The sequence below is a fragment of the Sphingorhabdus sp. EL138 genome (genome assembly GCF_945862485.1).
GTDB lineage: Bacteria > Pseudomonadota > Alphaproteobacteria > Sphingomonadales > Sphingomonadaceae > Sphingorhabdus_B.
In genome coordinates this window covers 1-25,035 of the sequence record NZ_CAMAYF010000006.1, presented here as the reverse complement: position 1 = coordinate 25,035, position 25,035 = coordinate 1, and the positions used below count along the sequence as shown (strand labels likewise).

The following is a 25,035-nucleotide window of genomic DNA, read 5'->3' as shown; positions in this document are numbered from 1 at the left end:
GCTATGAACAAGCCGCATGACATGTCCAATATTCACAGCCGAGCGTCCTTTACGCATCGGAACCCGCCGTTCTCCGCTGGCTTTAGCCCAAGCCGAGATGGCCATGGCGGCTGTGAAACTGTTGCATAACCTGCCGGATGACGCGGTGAAGCTTGTTCCGATGCTGGCGACGGGTGACAAAATTCAGGACCGGCCATTGGCGGATATTGGCGGGAAAGCGCTTTGGACCAAGGAATTGGAACGCGCGCTGATCGATGACCAGATTGATATTGCCGTCCATTCGATGAAAGACGTCGAAACATGGCGTCCCGACATTTTTGTCATTTCTGCGATGTTGCCACGCGCGGACGTCCATGATCGGTTGATTGGGGCCGCGTCGCTGGGTGATTTGAAGCAAGGCGCACGTGTCGGCACGTCGAGCCCCCGGCGCGCGGCGCAGCTGCAACGGGCGCGGCCGGATTTGCAGATTGTGCCCCTACGCGGCAATGTCGCGACCCGGCTTGCGCATATTGATACAGGCGACGCAGATGCCACTTTGCTTGCCGCTGCAGGGCTTGACCGTTTGGGTATGGCCGATGTGGGGGCTGAATTGTCGCTCGACGCGTTTTTGCCAGCCGCGTCCCAAGGCGCCGTGGGCATCGACCGATTGGCCAGCCGTGACGACCTGTTCCCTTTTTTAGAGGCTATCAACGACGCTGATACATTTGCTGCCGTTCATGCCGAACGTGCGTTTCTCGCCGCTGTCGGGGGTAATTGCCATTCGCCAGTTGCGGCACTGGCGCGGGTTGAAGGGACGCAGATCAGGCTGCGTGCCGAAATCTTCACAGCCGACGGCAGCGAATTGCAGTCGGGCGAATGTCTATATGCAATGGGTGGCGAGGGCCCCGCGCAGCTTGCGCAAGAATTGCTGGGTAAAGCGAGCGCTGATCTGCGCGGCATTTTCGCCTCGTGAAACTTTTGATTATCCGTCCGCAACCTGGTGCTGATGCAACTGCGCATCGCTTGCGCGCGGCCGGGCATGAGCCCATTCTCATGCCGTTATTTGCCATTGAGCATCTGCCTGTGCAGCGCGCCTCGGCTGATGGTTATGACGCGATATTGCTGACCAGCGGTAATGCTGCGCGCGCTGCAGTCGGATACCTGACACAAGACCATGGCAAGCCAATTTATGCCGTGGGCAGTGCCACTGCCAGCGCACTGCACATATTGTCCATACCCGTCGCTAAAGTCGGATCTGAGGGCGTTGAGGCGCTGATGCGGATTGCAGTCGCCGACGGCCACCAACGCCTGTTATGGCTGGCAGGCGAGGATCATAGCTCCATTCCGCGTATCGATGGCGTCCATATCGATATTGAAATCGTCTACCGAAGCGCTACGGTCAGCGCTCCAGCCGACTTTGTGCGTCAGGTAACCGAAAGCGATGTCGTAATCCTGCATTCGACGCGCGCTGCCCGGCATTTTGGAGAGCTGTGTGCTACCATCGGCGTACCGCGCGCCAACGTGACGCTCGCAACATTTTCAAGCGGAATTGCCGAGGCGGCCGGGGAGAGTTGGGGGGCGTTGATCATAGCAGACGCGCCTAATGATGCTGCATTGTTGAAAGCCATCCAAGGACAGTTTACACCCACGCATTGCCAAGACGAACGCGGCGCGCCTATTGAAGGACTGATATGAGCGATTATCCAACGGCACAGTCCGCTTCGGCTGGCAGGATGAAATTCAAGCATTTCATGCTTCTTCTTCTGGTCGCCTTTAGCGGCGGTGTGGCGGCGACATGGTGGTTGGCGGATAGCGTTGGTATTCTCGCACCATCGGCTCAAGACGTGGCAAAAGCAGAAAATATCGCTGCGCCTTTGCCTTCGGCTGGCACAACGACGCAGGTCGAGGGGCAAGTGGTTCCGGTTTATGTAACGGACCCCGCGATATCGGGCGACGCGGTGCGTGGTGAAGGGCTGTTGCTGACATTTGCCGTGCGCCGGACGCTCGATAACGGCGCACCCTTGGGATATCTGGCCGAACAGCTCCGGCTTCGTTTTGGCGCAGCGCAGCCGCAGGCGGTTGCGAATATTATTTCTGCAGCGCAAGCGCCCGTCACCATCGACAAACTGCAGACAGAGTTGAGCCTACTAGCACCCATATTGGTCTCCGGTCATCGCGATAATGGCGCCTGGGAAACCTTAAAAGGGGAGCTATTTCAGCTTTTCGTACTGCGCCTGGATGATGGGTCGACACGCACCCCGGAACAACGCCTGGTCCGCGCACAAGCCCTTGTTGAGGCGGGCAATCTGTCCGCAGCTATGTCGGAGGTTGCCGCGATGCCGGGTGCCCCTGCCGCGCAGTCATGGTTGGTCCGCGCGAAACGCTATGCTGATGCCCGCAGGGCGCTTGATCGTTTGGAACAAATAGCCTTGATCCGCCCTGTGATTTTGCCAGTAACTATGCCGGCACCTGCCCAAGCGCCTGCCGCCGGGGCTTCCGCACTGCGTTGACGCGCGTCCGTCTGGCCTATGCGCCGGCGGTCCATGTCGGGGTTGATGGCGGAATAAGCCACGCCCTCATTTCGCCTGGCGACGAATGGGCACGGGAATATTGCAAATGTCCGCGCCGCCCGCCGGCACATTGAAAAACGGGTCGCGCCGGTTGGCACGGGCATCGGCATAAGCCGCAAAACTTGCGCTATCGGTATTCAGATATTCAAAGGTCGGCGCGTCCGGAACCTCATTGCCGAGCCGCACCGATAGGATGGGTACGCGGTCCTCTTCTTTTTCGTAAAAGCCAAGCGCACCCGTCCCGCGCGGCAGGCTCGAAATATGTTCAATGCCTTCAATCACGCGGCCAACCAGCGCGATATTGCGATCAAGGTGTCGCGGTGCGTGACCTATGACGGTATAGAGTTCCGCGCCGCTGCCGGTATCGGGCGAGAGATTCCGGCCAACGCCGACCATGGCGTAGCAGTGGACCGGTGCGGCAGTTTTGTCCTGATTGAGGCCAATCGGCCAACCTTTGTAGATGATTGTCGCTGCGTCAACATAGCTGTCGCGGCGACCCCAATTCGCTTCCTTGACTGATGCTGGTTGCAACACGGTGACATAGTCGCTCTCCGGCACCATCGCCAACCCTTCGGGTAAAGCCTTCTTCTCAGTCGCATCGCCCCATTGCGCGACATAATTGTCCTGCACACGGTTAATGCTCGTGCCGTCCCACCACCGCGCCGCCGCCAGCTTGCGGATATTGCCGACCCAGCCTTGGCTGAAGGGTGCAGGCATCAACTGGATGACCACGCGGCGCGGCTTGCCGGTCGAATCAGGCGCGAGGTCCATAATCATTAAATCAGACGATTTAATGGCTACCCATTCGTCCGCCTTGGCCGCAGCGACGATCTCCGACGGCGCGGGATAGATTTCGGCTTCCTGCGCCAAAAGCGGGAAGGCTGCGCATAAAGCGGCGTAGGCGACGAAAGGCAGATATCTTTTCATCTGAAGCGTTATGGCAAATCACTGTGCCTTGCGAAAGCGCAAAGGAGCGGCTAGGGGCGTGCGTCCCTACGGGGAATGCGGAGACGTGGCCGAGTGGTCGAAGGCGCACGCCTGGAAAGTGTGTATAGGGGTGACTCTATCGTGGGTTCGAATCCCACCGTCTCCGCCAGTTTTTCTAGTTATTCTGGGAATTTTATCTGATCGATGCATAAGTTACCATAACCGTTACCCGATAGGTGCAGCGCTTGGTTCAACACCCCCCCACCCCTTCAAAAACTTAGCTAACCGAGACCCCACCGGGGTGGCACCCCCCTAATCTGGTTGATGGGACCCACAGTTCCCTGCACGGGCAGTATCACCCGCCAGACGCCGCTTACCAGCTTCCATGAACTCCTTGGACCATAAGTAATACAGGCTCTGCGCGATGCCTTCCTTGCGGCACAGCTCCGATATGCTGTCATCACCGCGCAAGCCCTCAAGCACGATCCTGATCTTGTCTTCGGCAGAAAAGTGCCGCAGGGTTGCGCGCCGAATGTCCTTCATGACACGTTCGGCAGAGGTCTTTGAATGGCCAGAGTGTTTTGGTCTCATCTTCGTTCCTTCGTCACTATGATGAGACCAAAACACTTCTAAAATCACAACATCAAATCTGTGCCATTGGTGCTGACGGGGAACAGTTCCAACTACCAAATCACGAACAACATTCTCATCCCAAACTTTCTGCAATAGCGAATTAACGATAGAAATACCCTCAAACAATTTGAAAAAACGGGTGCAAGTCCAGTTATGATTTGGAGTTAAAGCTTGCCCTCAATCATCCTACGTCTGGCTCACCATGTCTGGGTGCGCCCTTTTGAATTCGTCAAGTTCTAGGCAGGCGCTATTTATTCGATTAATCTGCGGAAAAGCGGAGAGATTAACGTTGAACCGACGCGCATTGAAAACCTGTGGAATCAAGCAACAATCTGCTAAGGTAGGTGTATCACCAAAACAAAATTGAAAAGCATGTTGCTGTTCGTTTATTAGCGTTTCGAGCGCCGTGAAACCTTCTGAAATCCAATGACTAATCCATGCAGTTTTGGCATCCTCATCTACATCTAGATCACCAGTCAAGTATTTCAATATCCGAAGGTTGTTGAGTGGATGAATATCACAAGCGATAATCAAGGCACATTGACGAACATAGCCCCGGGCTCGAGGGTCGTCTCGCGGCAGCAAAGGAAAATTCAAGTGTGTTTCGTCCAGATACTCAATGATTGCGAGCGATTGACTAAGCCGCCATCCATCGTCTTCTTCTAGCACTGGGACTAGTTTTGATGGGTTGATATTTGTGAAATCGTCCGAAAGTTGCTCCTTAGTGGCGAAATCAATTGAAACCTGTTCATAGCTAATATTTTTCAAATTGAGTGCAATGCGCAATCGATAGGATGCCGAACTCCTAAAAAATTCATAAAGCTTCTTCACTGTCACTGTCTCCTCAATCAGATCGGATAGATGATCGCATTTGGAATCATCTCACTATCGTAGACACAGGTTCGGCTTTTAAATTTTAAGGCACCTCCCTCTTTAACGATATGATCAAAATATCGTCCCACATTGAATACAGTTGATGGTTCGCTCAATTTAGTTCGAAAAACTGCATAATTTGCTTCACAAAAAACGCTGCTGTCGTCTTCTTGCCTTATAACGGGAAGACTTGTCACATGCCGTTGATAATAAGGATCGTGATAAATTGTCTCCCTAACCCCGTGAATTCGGTCAAGCATCATGCCTTTGCTGGAAAGGTCTAGCGTAGCTAGTGGAAGTTCCTTTTCATAATTTTCGCGCGGGATGACTTTATAGTTGGCATCATCGGTGAACAGATGGACCCAATTATCAAACTCTTCCGAATCGATGCAATCCTCATATTTCGAATAGAGCCTGCAAATTTCATTGATATCAAATAGGCTCATAACTCACACCTCCATAACTTCGCGCCAGTATTTATACATACCCCGGATTAGAGTTTCAGTTGCAATGCAATCGCCATCCTGTGTATCGTTACCGCCCATTTTCGCCATAGACGTACTCGATGGATTTGTATGAAAACCCATTTGTGAAAACTCGAGCACTTCCCCATCATCAGCCGAAACATACCCCGACGGTCCGAAAAGATTTGCTTGCTTGAGTCGACGGGCAGTCATTTCTTTATCGTCATCCTCAAAGCCGAAATGCGTCCATACGAAATCAAATGAGTTCGGACCGCGTGGTTGAATATGACGGGTTGACAGGCTATTTACCTGCTGCTGAATGATGAGTGCAGGGAATAGGGTCATCATTGTTGCTGTTGGTCCGTTCCACCAGTCCTCGGGGACGATGTCGATTTGGCTTGGATCTTTCAAGACCATGTCTTCTTTGAAACTTTGTACACCTGACACCAGACTGGCTTCGACATTGGCTGTACTACGGGTCCCGGCCATGACAGCATGGCGTTTGTAGGGATCCATTTTGAGGGACATCGGGCTGTCTGCGCGCCAAAGGCCAAAGGTAACAAACCAAGTGTGAAGCAGTCCAGCGTGGTAGGGATCTTTGATGTTCTCCATCATAAGCTTCCAGTTCCCCGGAATTCGCTGACGATTATAACCAAGGATAGTAAGCTTTCGGCCATTAAATATCCTATCGAAATACCCCAACATCATCTCACCGAGATAATCTTCGAATGATTCTATATCGTGGTCAAATGACCCGAAAATTACTCCGTTTCGAGATTCTACCTTTAACTTTGTCAGGCCATTTTCGGACATATTGAAATCCGCAGGCATCCCGCCACGCAATTCACCGTCTACTCGAAGGCCGCGCCGATAAGGCAACCCTCGCAAATTACCTTCCAGATCATACATCCACTGATGATACGGGCAGACAAACTCCTGACGATTTCCATCCCGCTCCCGGCAGAATTGGACCCGCCGGTGTGCACAAAGATTCTCAAACGCCGAAACGCCTCCCTCTTTGTTGCGCACCACAATGACGGAGCGCTCACCGATGACAGTCCGCTTGAAATCGCCAACGTTCGGAATTTCGGCGTCCAGCCCCAGATAGCCCCAATGCTTTTTGTAGAAAATTCGTTCTAGTTCTAACTTGTAAATATCTTCGTCAACATATGCCGACAGCGGAATTCGGCCCATTTCATCAGGCTTCCAATCAATAATGCTAGAGATATCTGAATTCTTCAAATTCATCTCACCATATCCTTCTTATTTAACTTCAACTTCAATAGCAGCCAGTCCTTCGATTGACGCGTGCATGACTTCGCCTGGGTTGACCGCGCCCACGCCCTCCGGCGTGCCCGTCATCAAGATATCGCCAGGAAGTAACACTTCATATTTCGATAAAAACGAAAGTGCTTCAGCCACATTCCACAGCATCAGGCCAGTGGTTGATTTCTGTCTTACTTCGCCATTGACTTCGAGCCTAATTTGCGAGTCAGGATGCGAATGGGACGGCTTTATCGAGCCGATCGGTGCCGATTTCGAAAATGATTTACCCAATTCCCAAGGGCGACCTTTCTCTCTTGCCTCCAACTGCAGATCTCGCCGAGTCATGTCGAGTCCAACAGCATATCCGAAAACCCCGTCAAGTGCTGCTTCAACAGATGCATTGTCCAGCGTCGCGCCTATCGCCGCCACCAACTCTACCTCATAATGGAAATTGTTGGTCATGGGCGGGTAGGGAATGCTCACCGCAACATTAGCGTCAACCGCTGCGTCGGCGGGTTTCATAAAAAAGAAAGGGGGCTCCTTGTCATCCCGCCCCATTTCTCTGGCGTGAGCAGCGTAGTTTCGTCCGACGCAATAAATCCGTCGCACCGGAAATCGCTCAGTTTTTCCATCGATTGATAAAGTCGGTGTAGCAGGTAAATCGAATAGTAGAGACATATCGTCAACGTCCTTTTTTATATTCTAGAGCATTAGAGACGTTGTTCACGCCACAATCCGAGTGCTTTTTGGACGGGTCGGTCAGAGTAGCTAAAGAGAACCGTCTCGGTCTCCGCGTGAAGCTTGAAAGTATTCCATGAAGGAATCACAAAAACGTCATTTTCGCCAAATTCATAATCCTTTCCTTCTATTGTCGCGCGGCCACTCCCTTCCAGGCATAGGAATATGGTGGAATCCGTCGACCGGTAGGGACGTGTTACAAATCCACTGGGCAGCATTTGCAGAAATGCACCGATGGTTGGCATAGGTGATCTACCAGTCGCCGGATTGATGTAGCGAAACTTAAATCCGTGATGCACATCAGATTCGCCACAAGCTATTTTTTCAAGCGAGCGACGCGCTTCTTCATATGGGTAGACAAACACACGCGTTGGATCGCTTGGCTCAACCTCGAAATCTACCGGCAGCATATTCGTCCCGAAACGCGCCAGCGAATCTCCAATTAGGCGCGTTGGAATCTGTGCCTTTTCTGGGGCTCCTTCTCGAAATCCTGCAGCGAGCATTTCAACAATCGGGATATCCAAACCATCAAGCCATATAACTGGCTCATCACCATCATTGCCATGATCATGATAGGTCCAAGCAGGCGTGATTATAAAATCGCCACGCCGCATGATCGTTCTTTCTCCGTCGACGGCCGTATAGGCACCTTCTCCAGAAACCACGAGCCTCAAGGCCGATTGCGTATGACGGTGTGCAGGCGCGATTTCGCCAGGCAATATTAGCTGTAGGCCAGCATAAAGACTTTGTGTGATCTGTGACTGGCCACGCAGTCCCGGATTTTCAAGAATGAGGACGCGGCGCTCTGCCTCCTCGGCAGTAATAAGCTCGCCGGCTTCCATGAGATAATCGCGAATAGTTGAAAATTCCCATAGGTGTGCCTTGGCTGAAGTCGTCGGGGATTCTGGAACCAGTGAGGCCAGTACTTCCCAAAGAGGTGTAAGATTTTCTGGATCAATTCTTTGATAGAATTCTTTGCGTATGTTGTCGCCAGTCGGCGTTATACTAATAGACATAATGATGCTCTCAATGTTATGTCAGGATGGAGTGTAAGGTTCGAGATAGATAAGTTGCGGGTCTACGCCCTGATCAATCAATCTATTGCGGATTGGCATCATTGCGACAAATCTACCAAATACATTGGCTGACCATCCACAGAAATTCTGAGGCATCTCGCGAATTGCCTCCGAAACATTTTGGGGTTTTGAAGTTCTACCAATAGATTTATACAGCGATATAAATTTCACATCTGCATTCATGAGCTTATTTCGGGCCGGCAGTAGTAATGTTTGGATCATTTCTTCTAATCCTTCCGGTACATCTACGATCGCGATAACCCTCCGGGTCGGATTTGTAGTTTTAAGACTTTCCATCGCAGAAACTAATGCCCCAAAACCTACTCCCACACTGGCTAGCAGGACCGGCGTAGAATCGTCGGGAATTAAATAACTGTTTCCATATGGCCCTTCGATTACAAGCGTATCTCCAGCCGCCAATTCATCCTCCAAGAGACCGGTGGCGACACCCTCTTCATGGCGTTCTATGTAGAATACAAGACTCGCTTCTCCCGACAAGTTGGCGGCAGAATATTTACGCTTGACGTTCTTTGAAAAACTAACCGAGAAATGTTGCCCTGGCAGGAAATTCACCGGACGATCAAGGGTACACACTAGCCTCATAATCGAAGGGTGGATGGCTCCAACGCACTCCACCTTAGCTCGCAACTTAAGGTGAGCCGGTGTCTGTACCGGTCGCTCTTGTGGCAAATGAACCGCGATATTTTCCTGGACTTGTATCTGACATGCAAGGCGCTTTGCCGAAACTGGCATAGAGATTGCAGAGCCAGTCAAGCAAGAACGGCCATCATCGAACGCCACTTGTTCTAAGGCGCACATATTGCAATTGCCATTACGACAGCTATAAGAAATCGGGACATCATGTTTAATCAAGGTGTCAAGAAGGTTGCTATCTAGCGCACAATCAATAAGCGTTCCAAAGGGCTCCAAGCGCACGATCATCGCAGGCTACTACTGACACCATTTAATATGTATATGGCGATATCAACCTTACACATAACTGGACGCTACCTGCACTTGCATCGAACCAATTCGATCAAACGAACAATCCATAATATCGCCTGGTTGGAGCGAGCCAACACCTTCAGGTGTGCCGGTAAAGATAATATCGCCCGCATATAGAGTATACATGGAAGAGGCGTATTCAATAAGCTTCGGCACATCGTAGATAAGCTGTGCGGTGTTAGCTGACTGACGCAACTCACCGTTCACCTGGAGTTCAAAATCAAGATCGGAGGGGTCGTCCAATTCGTCCGCGGTTACAATCCATGGCCCGCAAACAGCAAAGGTATCGGCAGATTTGCGAAAACTCTGAAGCTCCGGACCGCGGATCGTAATATCAAGTCCGATCGCATAACCGGCGACCACATCCAGCGCATTTTCGCGGGCAATCTGATGGCATTTTTTCCCGATGATTACGGCCAGTTCTATCTCGTGATCAATGCGCCGCTCAGGGTAGCGCAGAACAACCTCATCTCCGGCACCAACAAGAGAGCTATTAGCTTTGAGAAACAGGCCCCAGTCCGAAATAGTCTTTGTCATATCCCGTCCATGGGAAATGTCTTGGTCCGCTTTAGTTTCGGCAATATGCTTCTGATAGTTAATCGGAGCGTTGATGATTTTGCTCGGATTGGCAACTGGCGAGTTTAGGACAACTTCGGAAAGCGGTAGAGCAGTAGCTGACTTGGCCAACCTTTGTAAGGTTGGCAGCAGGCCGGGCAAATGTTCAATCAAGAGGTCGCCGAGAGGAACTGGCCAGACTAAATTTGGCAAAAAAGTCAGTGCCTCCGAAACATCCCGGACGATATCGCCTTGGATCACGCCAATCCTGTTACCGTTAAACCTGCATATTTTCACGTGCGCTTCCTTATTGGACCTTCTAATAATTTATGCAGACAAGTCTTCTCCACCGCATACATTCATGATCCCTCGCACACCAAGGCCGCCATCAGTGTTAATGACTACACCCGTCATCGGAGCTGCGTTCTCGCGTGAAGCGAGAAGAACATAAGGACCGCAATATTGATCCGGTGTTGGCGACATGCGAAGCGGGGTAATTCCGATAATCAACTCCTCAAAACCTTCCATAGTTTCCAGGCTTTCGTCTGCAGTGTTCGTAGCCTTGAGGCCGGAAAGGCTTGTACGCATACCACCAGGCGCAACGCCGTTAACCCTGATCTTCGGCCCGAGTTCGTGTGCCAACTGTCGGACGACACCAACAAGTCCATGTTTTGAGGCGGTGTAGAGCGGCCCGCCACCGCCGGTATAAAAACCGGCATTGGACACGGTGAAGATCATGCTACCTTTAGATTTGATGAGTGCATCCAACGCCGCACGAGCACCAAGGAGTCCGCCTTTTACATTGATCGAGAGAAGCTCGTCAAAGGCTGCGGAAATTTCAGGCCCTTCAAATTCAGAAAGTGGCTTGAAAAAATCGAAGACGCCTGCATTTGCGACGAAAGTATCAAGTCGGCCAAAGCGCTCAACAGCCGTTTCCACCGCTTTCACATTATCTTCATAAGATGTAACATCGCCAACGACAGTTTCAATTTTGTCGCCAAATTCGCGCTTTAGGCTGTCGGCACGATTTGCGTCCCTCTCCAAAACAACGACGCTAGCGCCTTCATTGATAAAACGATGAACCAAAGCAAGGCCCAATCCTGACCCGCCACCAGTGATCAATGCGACATCATCTTTGAGCCAACCCATTATCTTCTCCGATCCAATTTATTGATTATATTACAAGAACATCGTCATATTACGGCCTCTAACACATCGTTCGTCATAATCGATATGGCGTGCAACAACCTTGAACTTGCCTTCGCTATCTCTCGCTAACTCGTCGTGCCGACAATAAACAAAACGGTCGATCTCGTATTGACGTCGGGCACGTTGGACAAACCAGTTGGATCGTACGAAAAGATTTACGCTTCCCGGTTTTTGAGCGATCTCTGTGTTTGCAACCATGTGCTGATAATTTTCTTCCGGGTTGACCCTCCAATTCAGCTCAGAATGAAATTGCTCCACTCTAGCATTGAGACATTCATAGTCGTCATCATAAATGAAAACTTCATCGGGCAGGTCATACCGCTTATCATTCTTGTAACGAAGTTGCCGACTAACGATTACATAGCGTATATTTTTGTCGATCATTTGGGCAAGCCATTCACGCAACCGCCGCATGTCCAGCAAGCGCGCTTCTCTAAGAAAGAACGCATTTACCTCACCAGTAATATCCGTATCCCAGATAATCTCGGGATCCCCATCCCAGATGTCAGCTCCCATCACATTTGCAGACCTTGATACGCTATTCATTTCAATTCACCTTAATAATGCCACAGTTATCGATGTCATTTTGCTTAGACATCAGCACTAACAAGCTGTTCTTTCCAGCTATCATCGCTCGGATCCATATCCCCCCAAGAGGCGGACCTCATAACTTCGTCATAAAACCGATAATAACCGCGATACGCGGTTTCACCGATTGCGGCCTGACCTAAGACACCTGGCAGTTCAGAATCGACAATATCTTTTCCTATTCCCATTTGTGCATTCAATTGCAGTTTGCGTGTTTGAAATCCTGTGGTCAAAAGCGATGCTGATTCCATATTGTCATTATCATCAGCTTCCCAGTATCCAGCCACACCGAATGTTCGGTGCATTCCATTTACGATCTTACGTTTCAATTCGTCCGGCATATCTTTTTCGACAATCGCCCAAGTCCAGCATTCTGTTTCATTCGGTGCAACCGGCTGCCAGGTTTTAAAAAGATTCGTGCCCCAAAGATATGAAACATTAGGGAAAATTGCGCCGTTTATATGTGAACCATAATAACGTGTGCGAATAGCGCCGTATTTCTCTTCCATCGCAACGCGTTTTGTAGCCTGCCAAGCCAACATTTCCTCGCCGAGTTTAGCATCATGGCCACCGGGATGAACGTCATACAAAATCCCGTGTCCGTGCCCATAGCGAGAGGCGACTTGAATCCCTGCACCTGCTGGCGGAAGGGCCGCATTTCCGGACATCGGTGCCAGCATTGATCCACTGACTGCCAAAGACGATGCGTGCGTCCAGCCAACATGATAGGCATCACCGACGAAATTCTCGCATGGCGCTTTCCAGTTACAATGGACAACAGACCGACTAGGTGGACCGACTAGTTCAACGCCTCCACTCGCCTCCATCCAGATATCAAGATACCATCGAGCGTCACCTAGATAATCCTCCAAGCTAATTGCACCTGCATCGAAATTACCGAAGACGAAACCATGATAAATTGAAACTTGAGCAACTTCTTTCAGGCCGTGCGTCTCTCGATCTAGTTTGCCTTGATAAAGCTCTTTTTCGAACGGCACTGCGGATAAAGAACCGTCAACCGCATAAGACCAACCGTGGTAATTGCAAACAAACGAGCGCTTGTTACCGGCTTCAACCGGACAAATGCGTGCGCCGCGGTGTCTGCAGACATTGAGAAATGCTTTTATGGAGCCATCCTTTTGGCGCACAACGATCACTTCGTCTTGCCCCATACGAGTAGTTACAAAATCTCCAAAATTCGGGATAGCTGACTCATGCGTTAAAAACAGCCAACAACGACCAAAAATAGCTTCCATTTCTCGTTCGTAAATCTCAGGGTCGTGAAACATACGTGCACTTTGTTTGCCACGCTGGACGTCGATCAAATCTCTCATTTTTCAAATCCTCGGTTTTGTTTGTTTTTGAGAAAATCCCGCAAAAAGTCTAAACGGTCATTTCCCCACCACATCTGACCATCAAGAATCATTGTCGGAGCGCCAAACACGCCCACCTGTTGCGCATTGGCGTTAGATTGGTCATATTGTTCCAGCACGTTATCGGAACACACAAAATCCAAAAACTCATCAGGTCTCCAGCCCATGTCGCCAGCGATCTGCGACAATACTGCCAGATCGGACATATCCTCGCCATTGCCCCAGATCCGCCTCCACGTCTTCTGCACATAGTCCTCAGTTTGAGACCTTTTATCTGCAAAGAATGTTCCGCAGTTTACCATTCTGGAGTCCAGCGACGGAGGGAACTTAATCGGAGCGCCATACCGAGCTGCCCAACGGTCAAGGTCTGACGTTAGATATTGCAACTTAATTGGTATCTTCACGTTGGGTGGCCCAGTGTTGCCCGCCGCCAGCTTTGCAGCGGGAAGATCTATAGGGTGGTAATCGAGCTTGCATTCAAACTGACGAGCCAAATTGGGAAGTCGTAGATGCGCCAAGTAGGAAAATGGACTCATGAAATCAAAATAGAAGTCAATGATATGGTTGTTGGACACTTTCATACATCCTCAAGACGCCGGTGTAGTTCACTCCAGCGACGGCCTGACTCTCGCGCCCCTTCGAGATATGCCTCGGGGATGATCGTGTATGGCGGACGACAAGGCCCCGCCTTCATCCAGCCAGCAGCATCCATACGCGCCTTTTCGAGTCCTATATTATAAGAAGAAAAGTCCTTGAACGAACCGTTGGGGAAAAGGGTCTGGTAGGTATAGCCAATGTCACCAGTGATCTTTTGCGCTTCGCCCCAAACACCGGTTTCTTTAGCCTTGGCAACCTCATCACGTAATTTGATGACAGGCGTCGGTCCGCAAACTGCACCACTGGTCCAGAATGCAGTGCAAAACTCCGGATCAATGCGAGCAGCAGCATAATAATCAATGTCGATAGGCAAAAAACGAATTTTCTTCTGTGATAGCTTCAGATCAGGCACCAGTGCACCAATTCCGAGATATTTCGCGGTAACAACCTGAGGGATTTCAGAAACATGGGCCCAGAAGGGGCGAGGAAAATCGAATTTGAAGGCTTCGGGATTGGCGTAAACGCAGATGGCCATCGCAGGGCAAGCCTCAGCGACGTCACGGTAAAACTGGACTGCTGTTGGAACATCTGGAGCACACCACATTGGGGGGCCGATCATAACGCCATCCACACCGATTTTTTCCGCTTCACGTGTTTGCCAAATCGTTTCTCGTGTCGAAAGGGAACTAGTCCCTCCGAACACGGGAACGCGGCCGCGCGCAGCTTTTACGAGAGCCTCCATGAAATCCCGCTTTTCATCCCAGGTCAGCGTTGCCGCTTCGCCAAGCGAACCGAGCGACAGAATTCCATTGACGCCAGCCTCAATCAATTGTTCGACAACCCGCTTTGTCTCGTCGAGATCAACCGTATCTGAAGCCTTCCAATCGCTTGCGTTAGGTTTTGAGGGCGTAGGCACGATCGCCCATGCACCATGGATATCAGCGACTGTTAGTTTGGGGCGGGTCATTTGTTTGGGGCTTTCTATGAAACATGTGACAGTTAGATACACCTTCGACGTCTAGATTTGCCGCTAACGACAAGTCTCCTCTTTGAGATCAGTACCGGAAACCAACTCGCAAGAACCATTCGCGAGGCCGAGAGAATGTTCCGGTAGTTGCTGAGGATTGAGTTAAATCAGAATATCCACCAAGCAAATAGCGCTTATCGCCCAGATTAGTAACACCTGCCGTCAACCGCCAATGCTCGTCAATACCTTCAAACGTGGCACTGGCCCCGAAGACGCTATATCCTTTTTGCAACAACAATGGCGTGTTGATCGCATCTTTGAAGTGGGAACCCTTGTAGGTCCAGTCCCCGCGCAGAGTAAGCTTGCCTAAATCTGTTTCAATAACATCAGCATTCAGAGCAGCTGAGGCAGTCCATTTAGGAACGTTAGGAAAACGGCTATCGACCGTGACCGGAGTTGCTGTGGGCGAAACATTACGATAATAGGCATCAAGATACCCGACACCGCCTTCGAAACGAATACCATCTGCGAGCAACGCCTGCGCCTCAAGCTCAAACCCACGAATTCTGGCTACACCAGCATTGCGGACTTTAGGTGCGATCCCTTCATTCACGACAATCTGAATGTCAGTATAATCAGACTGAAACACTGCTCCATTCAAGCGCAGCCGGCGATCCAGTAACTCCGCCTTGAGGCCTAGCTCATAACTTTCAACAAATTCGGGTGCAAATGTACTGGCGGCTGGTTCCGGAGGGAAAATTCGCTGGGTGAAGCCGCCGCTCTTGAACCCCTTTGAGTAGGAAGCGTAACCCAATATCTCGTCGGTTATCTGGTAGTCAATCGTTACAGCAGGCGTCCATTCCTTCGCCGTGGTCGATACCTCAAACGCTGGCAGGATATGATTTCCTCCAGGGTTAAATGTTGGATCAACCACACACCCGGGCTGTGGAGGAATGGTTGGTGTGCTCGATACGAAGCATTGGCTAAGCAACAACAAATCACCTCCTGTTCGATCATCAGAAATGATCTGGCGACTCGGATCAAAACGCTTTGTTTCGTTGGTGTAGCGCAGGCCGGGAGTGATCGAGAGGCGATCGGTGACATCGACGGTGAATTGCAGATAGGCCGCATAACTGTCGTTGTCGATGTCGCCGCCACTGACGAAATCGGCAAAGGCAAAGTTCAGGATGTTATCGTCAAATCCTGTTTCCTTCAGATAATAGAGACCCGCTGTATACTTTACTACATCATCAAACAATGAACCGGTAAACTGGAACTCCTGCGAGAACTGCTCTTGGCTGATATTGTTGAAGCTTTCTCCGAGTGGAATTGGCGAGCCGTCGAAATCGAAAGAAAAACTAGATTCCATTTCGCGGTAGCCCGTAATAGATTTAACTGTGACTGGCCCCAACTCCCAATCAACCGTCAAATTTGTGCCCCAGAGATCAAAGTCGGAAACGTTGCGATTGGCTGCCCATGTTTCGTCAATATCGTTCGTAAGCCACTGGTCGGTGTAGCAATTTGGCAGATCGGGTGCCGGTGCGCCCACCGCGCCGCACTGCCCGCCCTGAAGAACCTTGTTCCAGAAGAAGCTCTGAAAGCCGCCAACCCCTGGCGCTATACCTTCATTCACTTCAAGCAAGGTATTAGCCGAAGATTGCTCGCGCCGCCGATTAGCATCAAACGACAGCTGAGCCGTAAGCGTGTCTGTCAATTCTGCTTTTATCGCAATACGGCCACCGAGTGAGTCAGAATTCCCGTGACGTCCGCCATCAGAAAGTCTGCGCTGATACCCATCGCGCGTATTAAGTCCGACCGTTGCTCGCACAGCTACCCTATCGGAGAGCGGAACGTTAATCATTCCACGAGCGTCAAATCGGTTAAAGCGCCCCGTAGCCAGTTCGCCTTCAAGTTCAAAAATATCAGACGGAGGGTTGGAATTTACGATGACCGCTCCGCCAATCGTATTTTTGCCGAAAAGCGTACCTTGAGGTCCACGCAAAATCTGTACGCTTTGAACATCACCCAAATCGAGCAGCGCGCCAGCCGTCCGAGCAATATACACCCCATCATAGTATAAACCAACACCCGGATCGACCGTGATATTGAAGTCCGTTTGCCCAACGCCGCGAATAAACGTGGTGATTGAGGCACTGCTCCCGGATATATTAGCGACCGGCTCCAAGCTCACATTGGGTGCAAATCGGCCAAGATCACCCACATTATTAACTTGTCGATCAGCAAGATCTTCGCCGCTGAATGCGGTGATGGAAATCGGTGTATCCTGAAGATCCTCATTGCGCTTACGCGCGGTGACGACAATTACACCAAGACCATCGGATTGCTCGGTCGTAGAAACTTCCTCGGCATCCTGAGCATCATTGATAGCAGTGTCCTGTGCGTAAGCATTGGTTGCAACTGAAAGCGCCAGAACAGACGTCAGTGTGCAGCGGACACCGGCGGCCAACATTTTGGAATAAGATCGGCAGGCCTTTAAATTATTCGACATAAAACTTCCTCCCACTTCATTATAATTGCGATACTAAAGACCACGTTTGAACCATATCGTACGCGCTTCGTCAGAGGTCGAACCGGCACCTTCGGACACACCTTCGGCCCCGCATACTATGAAGCAGATAGTGACCTGCAGATAACTATTTACAATACGCCAAATTGCATATTGAATATCACCACTGGTAATAATGCACTTTGCGCTGTACGTCGCGCTGGTCCTTCTTGGTCATCGATACATCTCCTTCCTGCTTCAGGAATCTGCAGAAGATGTCTCACGAGTCCCTACATATTTACAGGCACGAGTTACCATGTCATTTTATCTTGGTAATGTGACGAACTGAGTAAATTTGGTCGATGAATATTCCACAAAATTGGCTTTTGTCGAAAATTATCCTGATTTTATTGATTGCCAAAGCACAGTGTTTTCAATGTATCTGCAGAGATGCCTTTTCCGATCAACTGCTAGGTCGGTACTGGAGAACCATCTGTTTCAACTGCTCTGCTCAGTTAGAGAAGAGAAGGTTCACCGTTTTGCGTAGCCATTTTATTGCAGGGTCGCTGTGGACGCGGGCGTGCCAGTTCGCGTTTATAGCATGTGGTTCAAGCGAAAACGGAAGTGGACACGAACTGAGTTCGTACGAAGCGTTGATAATTTGCGCAAGTCGTTCGGGAAGACACGCTATTAGTCCGCTGGCCTCCAACAAAGGGCCGACAGTGGCGTAGTTGGGAATCCAGGCATCGATTTTTCTGACCAACCCCTTTCCAACGAGGCTTTCGTTCAGAGAACTAAGACCGCTCCTATGCGCTCTCACACCTAACCATGAATAGCCATTAAGCGCTTCCAAATTTACGTCTCGAACGTGAAATATTGGATGATTTTTCGCAGCGGTCAGGACCCAATTTTGTAAGAATAACCGAGTGGTGTAGAAATTGGCTGTAAGTTGAGGAAGATATCCAAGGGCCAAATCCACATGCCCGTTTTCCATCATTTCAAGCAGGTCCGGCGAGTTATTACGTACCGTTTCGTAGGAGATGCCAGGCGCATGCTTACTAGCATGTGAGATCAAGTTAGGCATGAAATACATATCTCCGATATCAGCAACCGCGATCACAAAATGCCGCTTGCTGATTGTCGGATCAAAATTAGCCGGACTGTGTATCGCTTGACCAATTGTATCTAGTCCATAGCTGATTGGTTCAGAGAGCCTCATTGCCATTGCCGTCGGTTTCATCCCACTTTTTGTTCTGACAAATAACTCGTCATCAAAGTGTTTGCGGAGTCTATTCAACGCATTGCTGACAGCGGGCTGTGTCATTCCGAGATTCTCCGCCGCATCAACCACCTTTCCCGTGCGGATCAGTTCATTGAAGATACGTAAGAGATTCAGGTCTATATTTTCCATAACCTGCCTTCATCGCCTATTATCATTCTCAGTGATGATATCTATCACAAGGTGCGATTGATTGTAAGATTCTTTTGCCTAAGCTCATCTAGTTAGATTGTCTGCTGAGACGGATGACCACCGAATTAAACTGTGCAAATGTTGTAAGCAAAAATTTACAACCCGATGATATGAAAAAAGTGGAAAAATGGAATGATCAGATTGTGTGCGATTACAGATATACAATGTGGTGACATGCTACCAATCGACCAAGAGGGAATGCCTCCACTTGCTGTATTTAATCTCGACGATAAAATTTATGTAACGAGCAATATATGCACACACAATGTCGCACGGCTCACAGACGGTTTTTTTGAAGACGGCCTTATCGAGTGCCCGCTTCATTCGGGGGCTTTCGATGTCAAAACTGGTGAGCCAGAGGCATTCCCCTGTGAGATACCGCTAAAAACCTACGAAGCCACGATAAAAGATGGCTTTGTGTACATTGATCAAATCTGATTATTGCCGTGAAATTACACTAGAGGAGAGTGCAAAATGTCAAACGTAGAAGATGTCCGCCAAAAGCACCTTAAACTTGCTGAAAAGCTATTTCAGAAAGAATATGGACTTTTCATCGATGGTGCTTGGGAGCAAAGTAGCAGCGGTGAAACCATTGACATGATCAACCCCTCAACTGGGGATTGCCTTGCTAAGATTCAGTCCGCCAATGCCGCTGACGCAAAGCGCGCTGTCGAAGCTGCTGCGAAAGCCTTTCCTGCATGGTCACGAACGTCTCGATCTCAGCGTCAGGAGATAATCTATGAAATGGGTCGCCGCCTGAAAGCTCGTGCTGAAGATTACGCAATGATGGACACGTTGGACAATGGTAAGCCATTCATGGAGGCTATGAATTTCGATATTCCAATGGCGGTCGAACAATTCGAGATGTTCTCAGGTGCTCCATGGTTTCTGCATGGGCAAACGATTGAGGCTCCTAACGGTCTTGGAATAGTCCTACGTGAGCCACTCGGCGTGTGTGTACAGATTATACCCTGGAATGTCCCGCTAATAATGATGGCGTCTAAGATTGCACCAGCACTCGCTGCAGGCAACACGGTAGTTCTGAAACCGGCCGAAGCGGTATGCCTCTCCGTCATAGAGTTCTTCAAGGAGATGGCAGACTTACTACCAGCAGGTGTGCTAAATCTCGTGACCGGATATGGTCCGAATGTGGGAGAAGCGCTAGTGGCGCACCCATTAACGCGCAAGGTAGCTTTTACCGGGTCCAGACCAACCGCACAGAAGCTGATCCAATATGCCTCGACCAACGTCATTCCTCAAACGATGGAGCTAGGAGGGAAATCAGCTAACATTGTGTGCAATGACGCTGATCTAGACGCGGCCGCAGAAGGAGCTGCGATGTCCACTGTGCTTAATAAAGGTGAGGTATGCCTCGCGGGTAGTCGGGTTTTTGTTCATGAAGACGTGATGGATGAGTTTCTTGGGAAGTTCCAAGATTTGCTTGGGCGCGCCAGTTCGGGTGATCCAACGGAACATACCACTGTTTTGGGGCCACAGGCCTCACGCATGCAATATGAAAAAATTCTAAATTATATAGATATAGGCAAAACAGAGGGAGCCACCGTGGCCTATGGCGGGGGCAAGAGAGAGGTCGACGGCCTTCCAGATGGGCTTTTTATTAAACCAACCATCTTTACAGATGTCCGCAACGAGATGCGGATTGCTCAGGAAGAGATTTTCGGCCCCGTCACAACGGTTATAGGCTGGAGGGATGAAGCGGATGTTATCCGCATGGCCAATGAAAGTATCTATGGATTGGGAGGCGGGCTTTGGACGCGCGATCTTCCTCGCGCTCACCGGATGGCACGTGCGCTTGAAACCGGCACTGTTTGGGTAAACCGATATTATAACTTCATCGGTGGCATGCCGATTGGCGGCTACAAAGGCAGTGGCTTTGGGCGCGAGTTCGCCAGTGAAGCATTGAACAACTATAGCCAAACCAAGAGTGTCATCATCAATCTGGAAGAAGGCCCGATCGGTGTGTTCGGGCAATAAAGAGGAGGAAATGACAAACCCAAAAAAAATTGTTGTAGAAGGTACAGATGTAGAATTTCCTGTCGAAAAGGGAGATACCATTCTGCGTGCCGCACTGCGAAATGGGATTGGATTGCCATATGACTGCAATTCGGGCGGTTGTGGTTCCTGTCAATTTGAACTGATAAACGGCGAGATTAAGGACCTCTGGCCAGAGGCCAAAGGAATCAGCGAAAGAGCGCGTCGTCGCGGTCGCCACCTCGCCTGTCAAAGCAGGCCGGATGGAGATTGTACGATAAAAGTACAAATTGAAAGGCAATATGAACCAATAGTCTCGCCGCGCCGCCAAACGCTTCGGTATGTATCATGCACGCAAATCACCCACAATATGGCCGAACTCACATTCAAAGGCGATTTGCCAGCGGATTTTCTAGTCGGGCAATATATATTATTGGATATACCTACCGTAAAAGGTTCTCGCGCCTATTCTATGTCCAATCTTCCCAATGAGCAAGGTGAATGGAGGTTCATCGCCAAACGCATACCTGGTGGCGCTGCGACGTCTTTCCTTTTTGAACATCTGGTCTCGGGACAGAAAATAGAAATCGATGGTCCTTATGGTATGTCCTACCTTCGAGAAAATTCGCCGCGCGACATTATTCTAATTGGTGGGGGATCCGGAATATCTCCACTTATTTCAATCATGCGGCAAGCCAGCATATCCGCCACTGCATCACAAAAGAAGATGCTGTTGTTTTACGGCGGCCGCGAGCCTCAGGACCTATGTGCAAACAAACTCGTGTCTGCTTATCCTAGCTTAGCGCAACGAGTCTCTGTTGTAGAGGCTATCTCAGACACCGACGGTTTAAATAGACCAGAAGGAACAGAGTCGGGTTTTATCCATGATGTTGTTCGCCAAAACAAAAAAGTACAGATTAACCCCCTAAATTACGATTATTATTTCTGCGGTCCGCCAGCGATGATTTCAGCGGTGAATAAAATGCTGCAACTCGATTTGAACGTGCCCGCTGACCAACTCTATTTTGATAGTTTTCTATAGTGGAAAAAGATTATTATGCCTGACTTGAAAACAACATCAACGGCTAAAAATGTTGATTATTCCGTTTATTCGGATCCAGAAATATTCAAAAAGGAGCAGGAACGCATTTTTCGCGGGCCTGTTTGGTCTTATGTAGGGCTAGCAGCAGAGGTCCCTGAAGCTAATTCATACAAATCGACACACATTGGCGAAACGCCGGTAGTCCTGTGCCGCGGGGAAGATGGAGCCATGCACGTCTGGGTAAACCGCTGCGTTCACAAGGGCGCGCTCGTCTGTCGAAATTCCCGGGGGAAAGCCGAGTCTGGCGCATTTGTATGCGTTTATCATCAGTGGGCCTATGATGCCACTGGTGCGCTGCGCAGCGTCCCCTATCGCAGGGGAGTAGGCGGCAAAGGTGGAATGCCCGATTCATTTGATATCAAGAATCAGAGGATGACACCGCTGCGGGTCGACACCATAGGGGATATGGTATTTGCTACATTCCGCGAAGACGCGACAGAGCTGCGAGACTTTCTTGGAAACGCCATGTGTTCTGCAATCGAGAGAATCATGATCCATCCCATCAAGGTCATTGGTTCTGTGGGCCAACGCATCAAAGGCAATTGGAAGCTATATGCTGAAAACAGCCGAGACAGCTATCATGGCGGGTTACTGCACCTTTTTTATACTACTTTTGGTATATGGCGACCAAGCCAGAAATCTGTCGGCGAAATCGATGAGAAGTTCGGCTTTCACAATTCATTCCAGGTGCACAAGCCGTCGGACGATGACAGTGGGGCAAAACACCAAACAGAGGCTTCCCGAGACCCGGGAGCTGTCAATCTCAAAGACTCCCGGTTACTTGAAATTTGGCCCGACATGGGAGACGATATAACTCTAAGTATCCAGTCCATCTTTCCATCTGTAATTTTACAACAGATCGGTAATGCGCTGGCAACGCGTCAGATGGTTGTCAGAAACAATGACGAGTTCGATCTGATTTGGACGTATTTTGGGTTTGAGCAGGATAGTGACGAGATGTTGCGACAAAGAATGCGTAGCATCAATATGGTCGGACCGGCCGGTTACGTCTCACTCGAAGATGGCGAGGCCATAGAAATTTGCCAAGAAGGTATAAAGGGACCAGACGGACACTCACAGATTTTGATGGACTTGGACAATTCTACCAACCCGACCATTCCTATGGGGCTTGATGAAAATGCCGTGCGTGGATTTTGGCGTGGCTATCTTCATCTAATGGAAGATGGGGCGAAATCATGAATGATCAGATGGCACAGAGGGTTGACCGGTTCAATGCCTTATATGGGTTTTACATTGATGAGAAACTGGAGAAATGGTCCTCACTTTTTTCCGAACAATGTGAGTATCGGATTACTTCAAAACAAAACGAACTGACTGGATTACCCGCCGGATTTCTCTTTTTCGAGAGCCGTGATGCCATGGACGATCGCGTGGCCTCTTTACTACATTCAAATATCTATCCCGAAATGGCATTGAGGCACATCAACGCACCATGCATCATTACGGAAATAACAGATGGCGTTATCCACGCTTCATCTAACTTTGTTGTCTTCGAGACTCGGAGCCAGAGTGATGTTTTTCCTTACGCGGCCGGCCGTTATATCGACGAACTGATCGAAAATAGGGACAGTGGTTTTGAAATCCGGAAACGGGTTTGTGTAATCGACAACGATATCGTGAGAACCCTTATGGCGATGCCATTGTAATTTATGTTTTAGATCGAGGAGAATGTGATGACTGGAAAAATAATAGAACTTGGCTACATGGGTCTATCTGTATCTGATGGTGATGCATGGAGGAAGTTTGCCGGAGACATCATCGGCATGCAGGTTATCGAAGAAGAAGAAGACCGCTACTATCTGCGGATGGATGAGTGGCATCACCGAATTGTTGTTCACACCGATGGCGATGATGACTTAGCCTATCTAGGTTGGAGAGTAGCTGGTCAACCCGAACTAGAAGAAGTCGCAGTTCTGCTTGAACAGAATGGTGTCGAATATCGTGTAGGCAGCGAAGAGGAAGCACAAGAACGCAAAGTTCTCGGTTTGCTTAAACTGGAAGATCCTGGAGGCAACCCGACCGAGATTTTTTATGGTCCTAGGGTAGATAGCCATAATCCCTTCCACCCTGGCCGGCCCATGCATGGCAGATTTCTGACCGGCAATCAGGGGATCGGGCATTGTATCTTACGGCAGACGGATGACGACGCCGCTTATAAGTTTTACTCGATGCTGGGTTTTCGCGGTAGTGTCGAATATCATTTGCCATTGCCGAATGGAATGACCGCCAAACCTATCTTTATGCATTGTAATGACCGAGATCATTCGGTTGCATTCGGGATGGGCCCGATGCCAAAGCGAATAAATCATTTTATGGTTGAGTATACTGACCTGCGCGATTTTGGTATCACACATGACAAAATCCGACAGGAGGCACGCGACGTTGCTCTAACGCTGGGAATGCACTCGAACGATAGAGCTCTGACATTCTATTGTGCAAATCCATCAGGCTGGCTTTGGGAGCCCGGTTGGGCGGCACGCAAGGCAATCGATGCTCAAGAGTATTATGTCTCTGATATATTCGGACATGACAATGAAGCAGAAGGCTACGGTATGGATCTAAAGATGAAATGTGACTAGATGAGCATGCATTCCATTTGATCTTTGATGAATTTCAGTTGATGGCGGCTACCGCTCGAGGGGCCTCAAGCAGCACTTCTCTCATGTAGGTTGAAGAACGTTTAGCCTGCTCTCCCCGTCGGCGATTGATCGCTGACGGTGGACAATGTTTTGAAATGTTAGTACATCGACGCTGCATCTCATTCGGGCCCTTTGTGAAGCTGAATCCACAAATGAGGCAGGACAAACGATAAATAAATATATATATATATATCAGCATTGATGATGAAATGGAGCCATTACAGCGCAAACGGCGCACTAATTGTCCGTCGTCAGAACATTTGGCACTGAAGTCTGCGTAAATTAACGGAGCATTGGTTTCATTTGGTTTGTTGATATTAAGCGGCAAGCTTGCGGTGTTGCAAGCGCCGATGTTCGATGGTTTGTTTTTTGATCCTTTCTCGTTGTTTGATGATGGCGGCTGCTCTGCCGAAGTAAGCATCAGCAGGCGTCACGTTGCTGAGGCATTCGTGATAACGCTGGTGGTTATATTGCTCCACGAACG

General features: G+C 49.7%; 24 protein-coding genes, 1 tRNA gene and 2 pseudogenes. 10 read left to right on the top strand and 17 right to left on the bottom strand.

The features are described 5' to 3' along the window. Positions 1 to 16: 16 nt before the first annotated feature. Genes hemC through Q0O33_RS04180 form a run of 3 tightly spaced genes read left to right on the top strand, consistent with a single transcriptional unit; the run spans position 17 to position 2,489 of the window. The gene (gene hemC, locus Q0O33_RS04190; protein ID WP_295496482.1) at positions 17 to 952 is read left to right on the top strand and encodes a hydroxymethylbilane synthase; all 936 of its coding nucleotides are present in this window, start codon (positions 17 to 19) and stop codon (positions 950 to 952) included. Then, positions 949 to 1,674, top strand: coding sequence for a uroporphyrinogen-III synthase (locus tag Q0O33_RS04185; RefSeq protein WP_295496480.1), 726 nt, complete (start codon positions 949 to 951; stop codon positions 1,672 to 1,674). Before hemC ends, Q0O33_RS04185 begins: the two co-directional genes overlap by 4 nt. Further along, positions 1,671 to 2,489: a hypothetical protein gene (locus Q0O33_RS04180; protein ID WP_295496477.1), complete on the top strand. Its 819-nt coding sequence runs from the start codon at positions 1,671 to 1,673 to the stop codon at positions 2,487 to 2,489. The genes Q0O33_RS04185 and Q0O33_RS04180 overlap by 4 nt, the downstream gene beginning before the upstream one ends. A 66-nt stretch (positions 2,490 to 2,555) precedes the next feature. Here Q0O33_RS04180 and Q0O33_RS04175 read toward each other — a convergent pair whose 3' ends face one another. Next, positions 2,556 to 3,476 carry a peptidylprolyl isomerase gene (locus Q0O33_RS04175; protein WP_295496474.1) on the bottom strand — a complete coding sequence of 307 codons (921 nt, stop codon included), beginning with the start codon at positions 3,474 to 3,476 and terminating at the stop codon, positions 2,556 to 2,558. A gap of 79 nt (positions 3,477 to 3,555) precedes the next feature. On the opposite strand from Q0O33_RS04175, the gene Q0O33_RS04170 reads away from it, so the two are divergent. Continuing rightward, positions 3,556 to 3,645, top strand: a tRNA-Ser gene (locus Q0O33_RS04170). 173 nt (positions 3,646 to 3,818) lie between these two features. On the opposite strand, the pseudogene Q0O33_RS04165 reads toward Q0O33_RS04170, so the two are convergent. The 15 genes and pseudogenes from Q0O33_RS04165 to Q0O33_RS04095 form a co-directional block, all read right to left on the bottom strand. Continuing rightward, positions 3,819 to 4,067: pseudogene (locus Q0O33_RS04165) on the bottom strand (transposase); the annotation flags it as partial. 228 nt (positions 4,068 to 4,295) lie between these two features. After that, positions 4,296 to 4,940 carry a maleylacetoacetate isomerase gene (gene maiA, locus Q0O33_RS04160; RefSeq protein WP_295496471.1) on the bottom strand — a complete coding sequence of 215 codons (645 nt, stop codon included), beginning with the start codon at positions 4,938 to 4,940 and terminating at the stop codon, positions 4,296 to 4,298. Positions 4,941 to 4,957: 17 nt separating this feature from the next. Continuing rightward, positions 4,958 to 5,428, bottom strand: coding sequence for an aromatic-ring-hydroxylating dioxygenase subunit beta (locus tag Q0O33_RS04155; RefSeq protein WP_295496469.1), 471 nt, complete (start codon positions 5,426 to 5,428; stop codon positions 4,958 to 4,960). A 3-nt stretch (positions 5,429 to 5,431) separates the two neighbouring features. Further along, complete coding sequence (locus Q0O33_RS04150) at positions 5,432 to 6,694, bottom strand: aromatic ring-hydroxylating dioxygenase subunit alpha (protein WP_295496467.1); 1,263 nt, start codon at positions 6,692 to 6,694, stop codon at positions 5,432 to 5,434. A gap of 15 nt (positions 6,695 to 6,709) precedes the next feature. Beyond that, positions 6,710 to 7,390: a fumarylacetoacetate hydrolase family protein gene (locus Q0O33_RS04145; RefSeq protein WP_173208199.1), complete on the bottom strand. Its 681-nt coding sequence runs from the start codon at positions 7,388 to 7,390 to the stop codon at positions 6,710 to 6,712. 32 nt (positions 7,391 to 7,422) lie between these two features. Further along, entirely contained in the window at positions 7,423 to 8,466 is a 1,044-nt protein-coding gene (gene gtdA, locus Q0O33_RS04140; protein WP_295496464.1) for a gentisate 1,2-dioxygenase, read from the bottom strand. 21 nt (positions 8,467 to 8,487) lie between these two features. Continuing rightward, positions 8,488 to 9,468 (bottom strand): FAD-binding oxidoreductase, encoded by a 981-nt coding sequence (locus Q0O33_RS04135; protein WP_295496462.1) that lies wholly within the window; start codon positions 9,466 to 9,468, stop codon positions 8,488 to 8,490. A 48-nt stretch (positions 9,469 to 9,516) separates the two neighbouring features. Then, positions 9,517 to 10,347, bottom strand: coding sequence for a fumarylacetoacetate hydrolase family protein (locus Q0O33_RS04130; RefSeq protein WP_295496461.1), 831 nt, complete (start codon positions 10,345 to 10,347; stop codon positions 9,517 to 9,519). Positions 10,348 to 10,413: 66 nt separating this feature from the next. Next, a complete protein-coding gene (hcaB, locus tag Q0O33_RS04125) occupies positions 10,414 to 11,235 on the bottom strand; it encodes a 3-(cis-5,6-dihydroxycyclohexa-1,3-dien-1-yl)propanoate dehydrogenase (protein WP_295496459.1) in 822 nt (273 codons plus the stop codon). Between the two features lie 30 nt (positions 11,236 to 11,265). Continuing rightward, the gene (locus Q0O33_RS04120; RefSeq protein WP_295496457.1) at positions 11,266 to 11,841 is read right to left on the bottom strand and encodes an aromatic-ring-hydroxylating dioxygenase subunit beta; all 576 of its coding nucleotides are present in this window, start codon (positions 11,839 to 11,841) and stop codon (positions 11,266 to 11,268) included. Positions 11,842 to 11,885: 44 nt separating this feature from the next. After that, positions 11,886 to 13,217 (bottom strand): aromatic ring-hydroxylating dioxygenase subunit alpha, encoded by a 1,332-nt coding sequence (locus tag Q0O33_RS04115; RefSeq protein WP_295496453.1) that lies wholly within the window; start codon positions 13,215 to 13,217, stop codon positions 11,886 to 11,888. Then, entirely contained in the window at positions 13,214 to 13,831 is a 618-nt protein-coding gene (locus Q0O33_RS04110) for a 2-hydroxychromene-2-carboxylate isomerase (protein WP_295496450.1), read from the bottom strand. Before Q0O33_RS04110 ends, Q0O33_RS04115 begins: the two co-directional genes overlap by 4 nt. A 2-nt stretch (positions 13,832 to 13,833) precedes the next feature. Then, positions 13,834 to 14,820: a dihydrodipicolinate synthase family protein gene (locus Q0O33_RS04105; protein ID WP_295496448.1), complete on the bottom strand. Its 987-nt coding sequence runs from the start codon at positions 14,818 to 14,820 to the stop codon at positions 13,834 to 13,836. A gap of 88 nt (positions 14,821 to 14,908) precedes the next feature. Next, on the bottom strand, positions 14,909 to 17,329 hold the full coding sequence (locus tag Q0O33_RS04100) for a TonB-dependent receptor (RefSeq protein WP_295496444.1): 2,421 nt from the start codon (positions 17,327 to 17,329) through the stop codon (positions 14,909 to 14,911). Between the two features lie 508 nt (positions 17,330 to 17,837). Next, positions 17,838 to 18,737 (bottom strand): LysR family transcriptional regulator, encoded by a 900-nt coding sequence (locus Q0O33_RS04095; RefSeq protein ID WP_295496441.1) that lies wholly within the window; start codon positions 18,735 to 18,737, stop codon positions 17,838 to 17,840. Between the two features lie 192 nt (positions 18,738 to 18,929). On the opposite strand from Q0O33_RS04095, the gene Q0O33_RS04090 reads away from it, so the two are divergent. Genes Q0O33_RS04090 through bphC form a run of 6 tightly spaced genes read left to right on the top strand, consistent with a single transcriptional unit; the run spans position 18,930 to position 24,491 of the window. Next, positions 18,930 to 19,235 (top strand): non-heme iron oxygenase ferredoxin subunit, encoded by a 306-nt coding sequence (locus Q0O33_RS04090; RefSeq protein ID WP_295496438.1) that lies wholly within the window; start codon positions 18,930 to 18,932, stop codon positions 19,233 to 19,235. Positions 19,236 to 19,271: 36 nt separating this feature from the next. Beyond that, positions 19,272 to 20,792: an aldehyde dehydrogenase family protein gene (locus Q0O33_RS04085; protein WP_295496435.1), complete on the top strand. Its 1,521-nt coding sequence runs from the start codon at positions 19,272 to 19,274 to the stop codon at positions 20,790 to 20,792. Between the two features lie 10 nt (positions 20,793 to 20,802). Further along, positions 20,803 to 21,831 (top strand): 2Fe-2S iron-sulfur cluster binding domain-containing protein, encoded by a 1,029-nt coding sequence (locus tag Q0O33_RS04080; RefSeq protein WP_295496432.1) that lies wholly within the window; start codon positions 20,803 to 20,805, stop codon positions 21,829 to 21,831. A gap of 15 nt (positions 21,832 to 21,846) precedes the next feature. Next, on the top strand, positions 21,847 to 23,091 hold the full coding sequence (locus Q0O33_RS04075) for a Rieske 2Fe-2S domain-containing protein (RefSeq protein WP_295496430.1): 1,245 nt from the start codon (positions 21,847 to 21,849) through the stop codon (positions 23,089 to 23,091). After that, positions 23,088 to 23,558, top strand: coding sequence for an aromatic-ring-hydroxylating dioxygenase subunit beta (locus Q0O33_RS04070; RefSeq protein ID WP_295496426.1), 471 nt, complete (start codon positions 23,088 to 23,090; stop codon positions 23,556 to 23,558). The genes Q0O33_RS04075 and Q0O33_RS04070 overlap by 4 nt, the downstream gene beginning before the upstream one ends. 27 nt (positions 23,559 to 23,585) lie before the next feature. Then, the gene (gene bphC / locus Q0O33_RS04065) at positions 23,586 to 24,491 is read left to right on the top strand and encodes a biphenyl-2,3-diol 1,2-dioxygenase (RefSeq protein WP_295496423.1); all 906 of its coding nucleotides are present in this window, start codon (positions 23,586 to 23,588) and stop codon (positions 24,489 to 24,491) included. Positions 24,492 to 24,868: 377 nt separating this feature from the next. Here the strand turns inward: bphC and Q0O33_RS04060 are convergent. Beyond that, a pseudogene (locus tag Q0O33_RS04060) lies at positions 24,869 to 25,035 on the bottom strand (IS3 family transposase); the annotation flags it as partial.

What these genes read in the sequence shown, in the direction of transcription:
- hemC (WP_295496482.1), top strand. Translation starts at nt 17, where the DNA reads ATGACATGTCCAATATTCACAGCCGAGCGTCCTTTACGCATCGGAACC.
- Q0O33_RS04180 (WP_295496477.1), top strand. Translation starts at nt 1,671, where the DNA reads ATGAGCGATTATCCAACGGCACAGTCCGCTTCGGCTGGCAGGATGAAA.
- Q0O33_RS04175 (WP_295496474.1), bottom strand. Translation starts at nt 3,476, where the DNA reads ATGAAAAGATATCTGCCTTTCGTCGCCTACGCCGCTTTATGCGCAGCC.
- Q0O33_RS04155 (WP_295496469.1), bottom strand. Translation starts at nt 5,428, where the DNA reads ATGAGCCTATTTGATATCAATGAAATTTGCAGGCTCTATTCGAAATAT.
- Q0O33_RS04150 (WP_295496467.1), bottom strand. Translation starts at nt 6,694, where the DNA reads ATGAATTTGAAGAATTCAGATATCTCTAGCATTATTGATTGGAAGCCT.
- Q0O33_RS04145 (WP_173208199.1), bottom strand. Translation starts at nt 7,390, where the DNA reads ATGTCTCTACTATTCGATTTACCTGCTACACCGACTTTATCAATCGAT.
- gtdA (WP_295496464.1), bottom strand. Translation starts at nt 8,466, where the DNA reads ATGTCTATTAGTATAACGCCGACTGGCGACAACATACGCAAAGAATTC.
- Q0O33_RS04135 (WP_295496462.1), bottom strand. Translation starts at nt 9,468, where the DNA reads ATGATCGTGCGCTTGGAGCCCTTTGGAACGCTTATTGATTGTGCGCTA.
- hcaB (WP_295496459.1), bottom strand. Translation starts at nt 11,235, where the DNA reads ATGGGTTGGCTCAAAGATGATGTCGCATTGATCACTGGTGGCGGGTCA.
- Q0O33_RS04120 (WP_295496457.1), bottom strand. Translation starts at nt 11,841, where the DNA reads ATGAATAGCGTATCAAGGTCTGCAAATGTGATGGGAGCTGACATCTGG.
- Q0O33_RS04115 (WP_295496453.1), bottom strand. Translation starts at nt 13,217, where the DNA reads ATGAGAGATTTGATCGACGTCCAGCGTGGCAAACAAAGTGCACGTATG.
- Q0O33_RS04105 (WP_295496448.1), bottom strand. Translation starts at nt 14,820, where the DNA reads ATGACCCGCCCCAAACTAACAGTCGCTGATATCCATGGTGCATGGGCG.
- Q0O33_RS04100 (WP_295496444.1), bottom strand. Translation starts at nt 17,329, where the DNA reads ATGTCGAATAATTTAAAGGCCTGCCGATCTTATTCCAAAATGTTGGCC.
- Q0O33_RS04095 (WP_295496441.1), bottom strand. Translation starts at nt 18,737, where the DNA reads ATGGAAAATATAGACCTGAATCTCTTACGTATCTTCAATGAACTGATC.
- Q0O33_RS04090 (WP_295496438.1), top strand. Translation starts at nt 18,930, where the DNA reads ATGATCAGATTGTGTGCGATTACAGATATACAATGTGGTGACATGCTA.
- Q0O33_RS04085 (WP_295496435.1), top strand. Translation starts at nt 19,272, where the DNA reads ATGTCAAACGTAGAAGATGTCCGCCAAAAGCACCTTAAACTTGCTGAA.
- Q0O33_RS04080 (WP_295496432.1), top strand. Translation starts at nt 20,803, where the DNA reads ATGACAAACCCAAAAAAAATTGTTGTAGAAGGTACAGATGTAGAATTT.
- Q0O33_RS04075 (WP_295496430.1), top strand. Translation starts at nt 21,847, where the DNA reads ATGCCTGACTTGAAAACAACATCAACGGCTAAAAATGTTGATTATTCC.
- Q0O33_RS04070 (WP_295496426.1), top strand. Translation starts at nt 23,088, where the DNA reads ATGAATGATCAGATGGCACAGAGGGTTGACCGGTTCAATGCCTTATAT.
- bphC (WP_295496423.1), top strand. Translation starts at nt 23,586, where the DNA reads ATGACTGGAAAAATAATAGAACTTGGCTACATGGGTCTATCTGTATCT.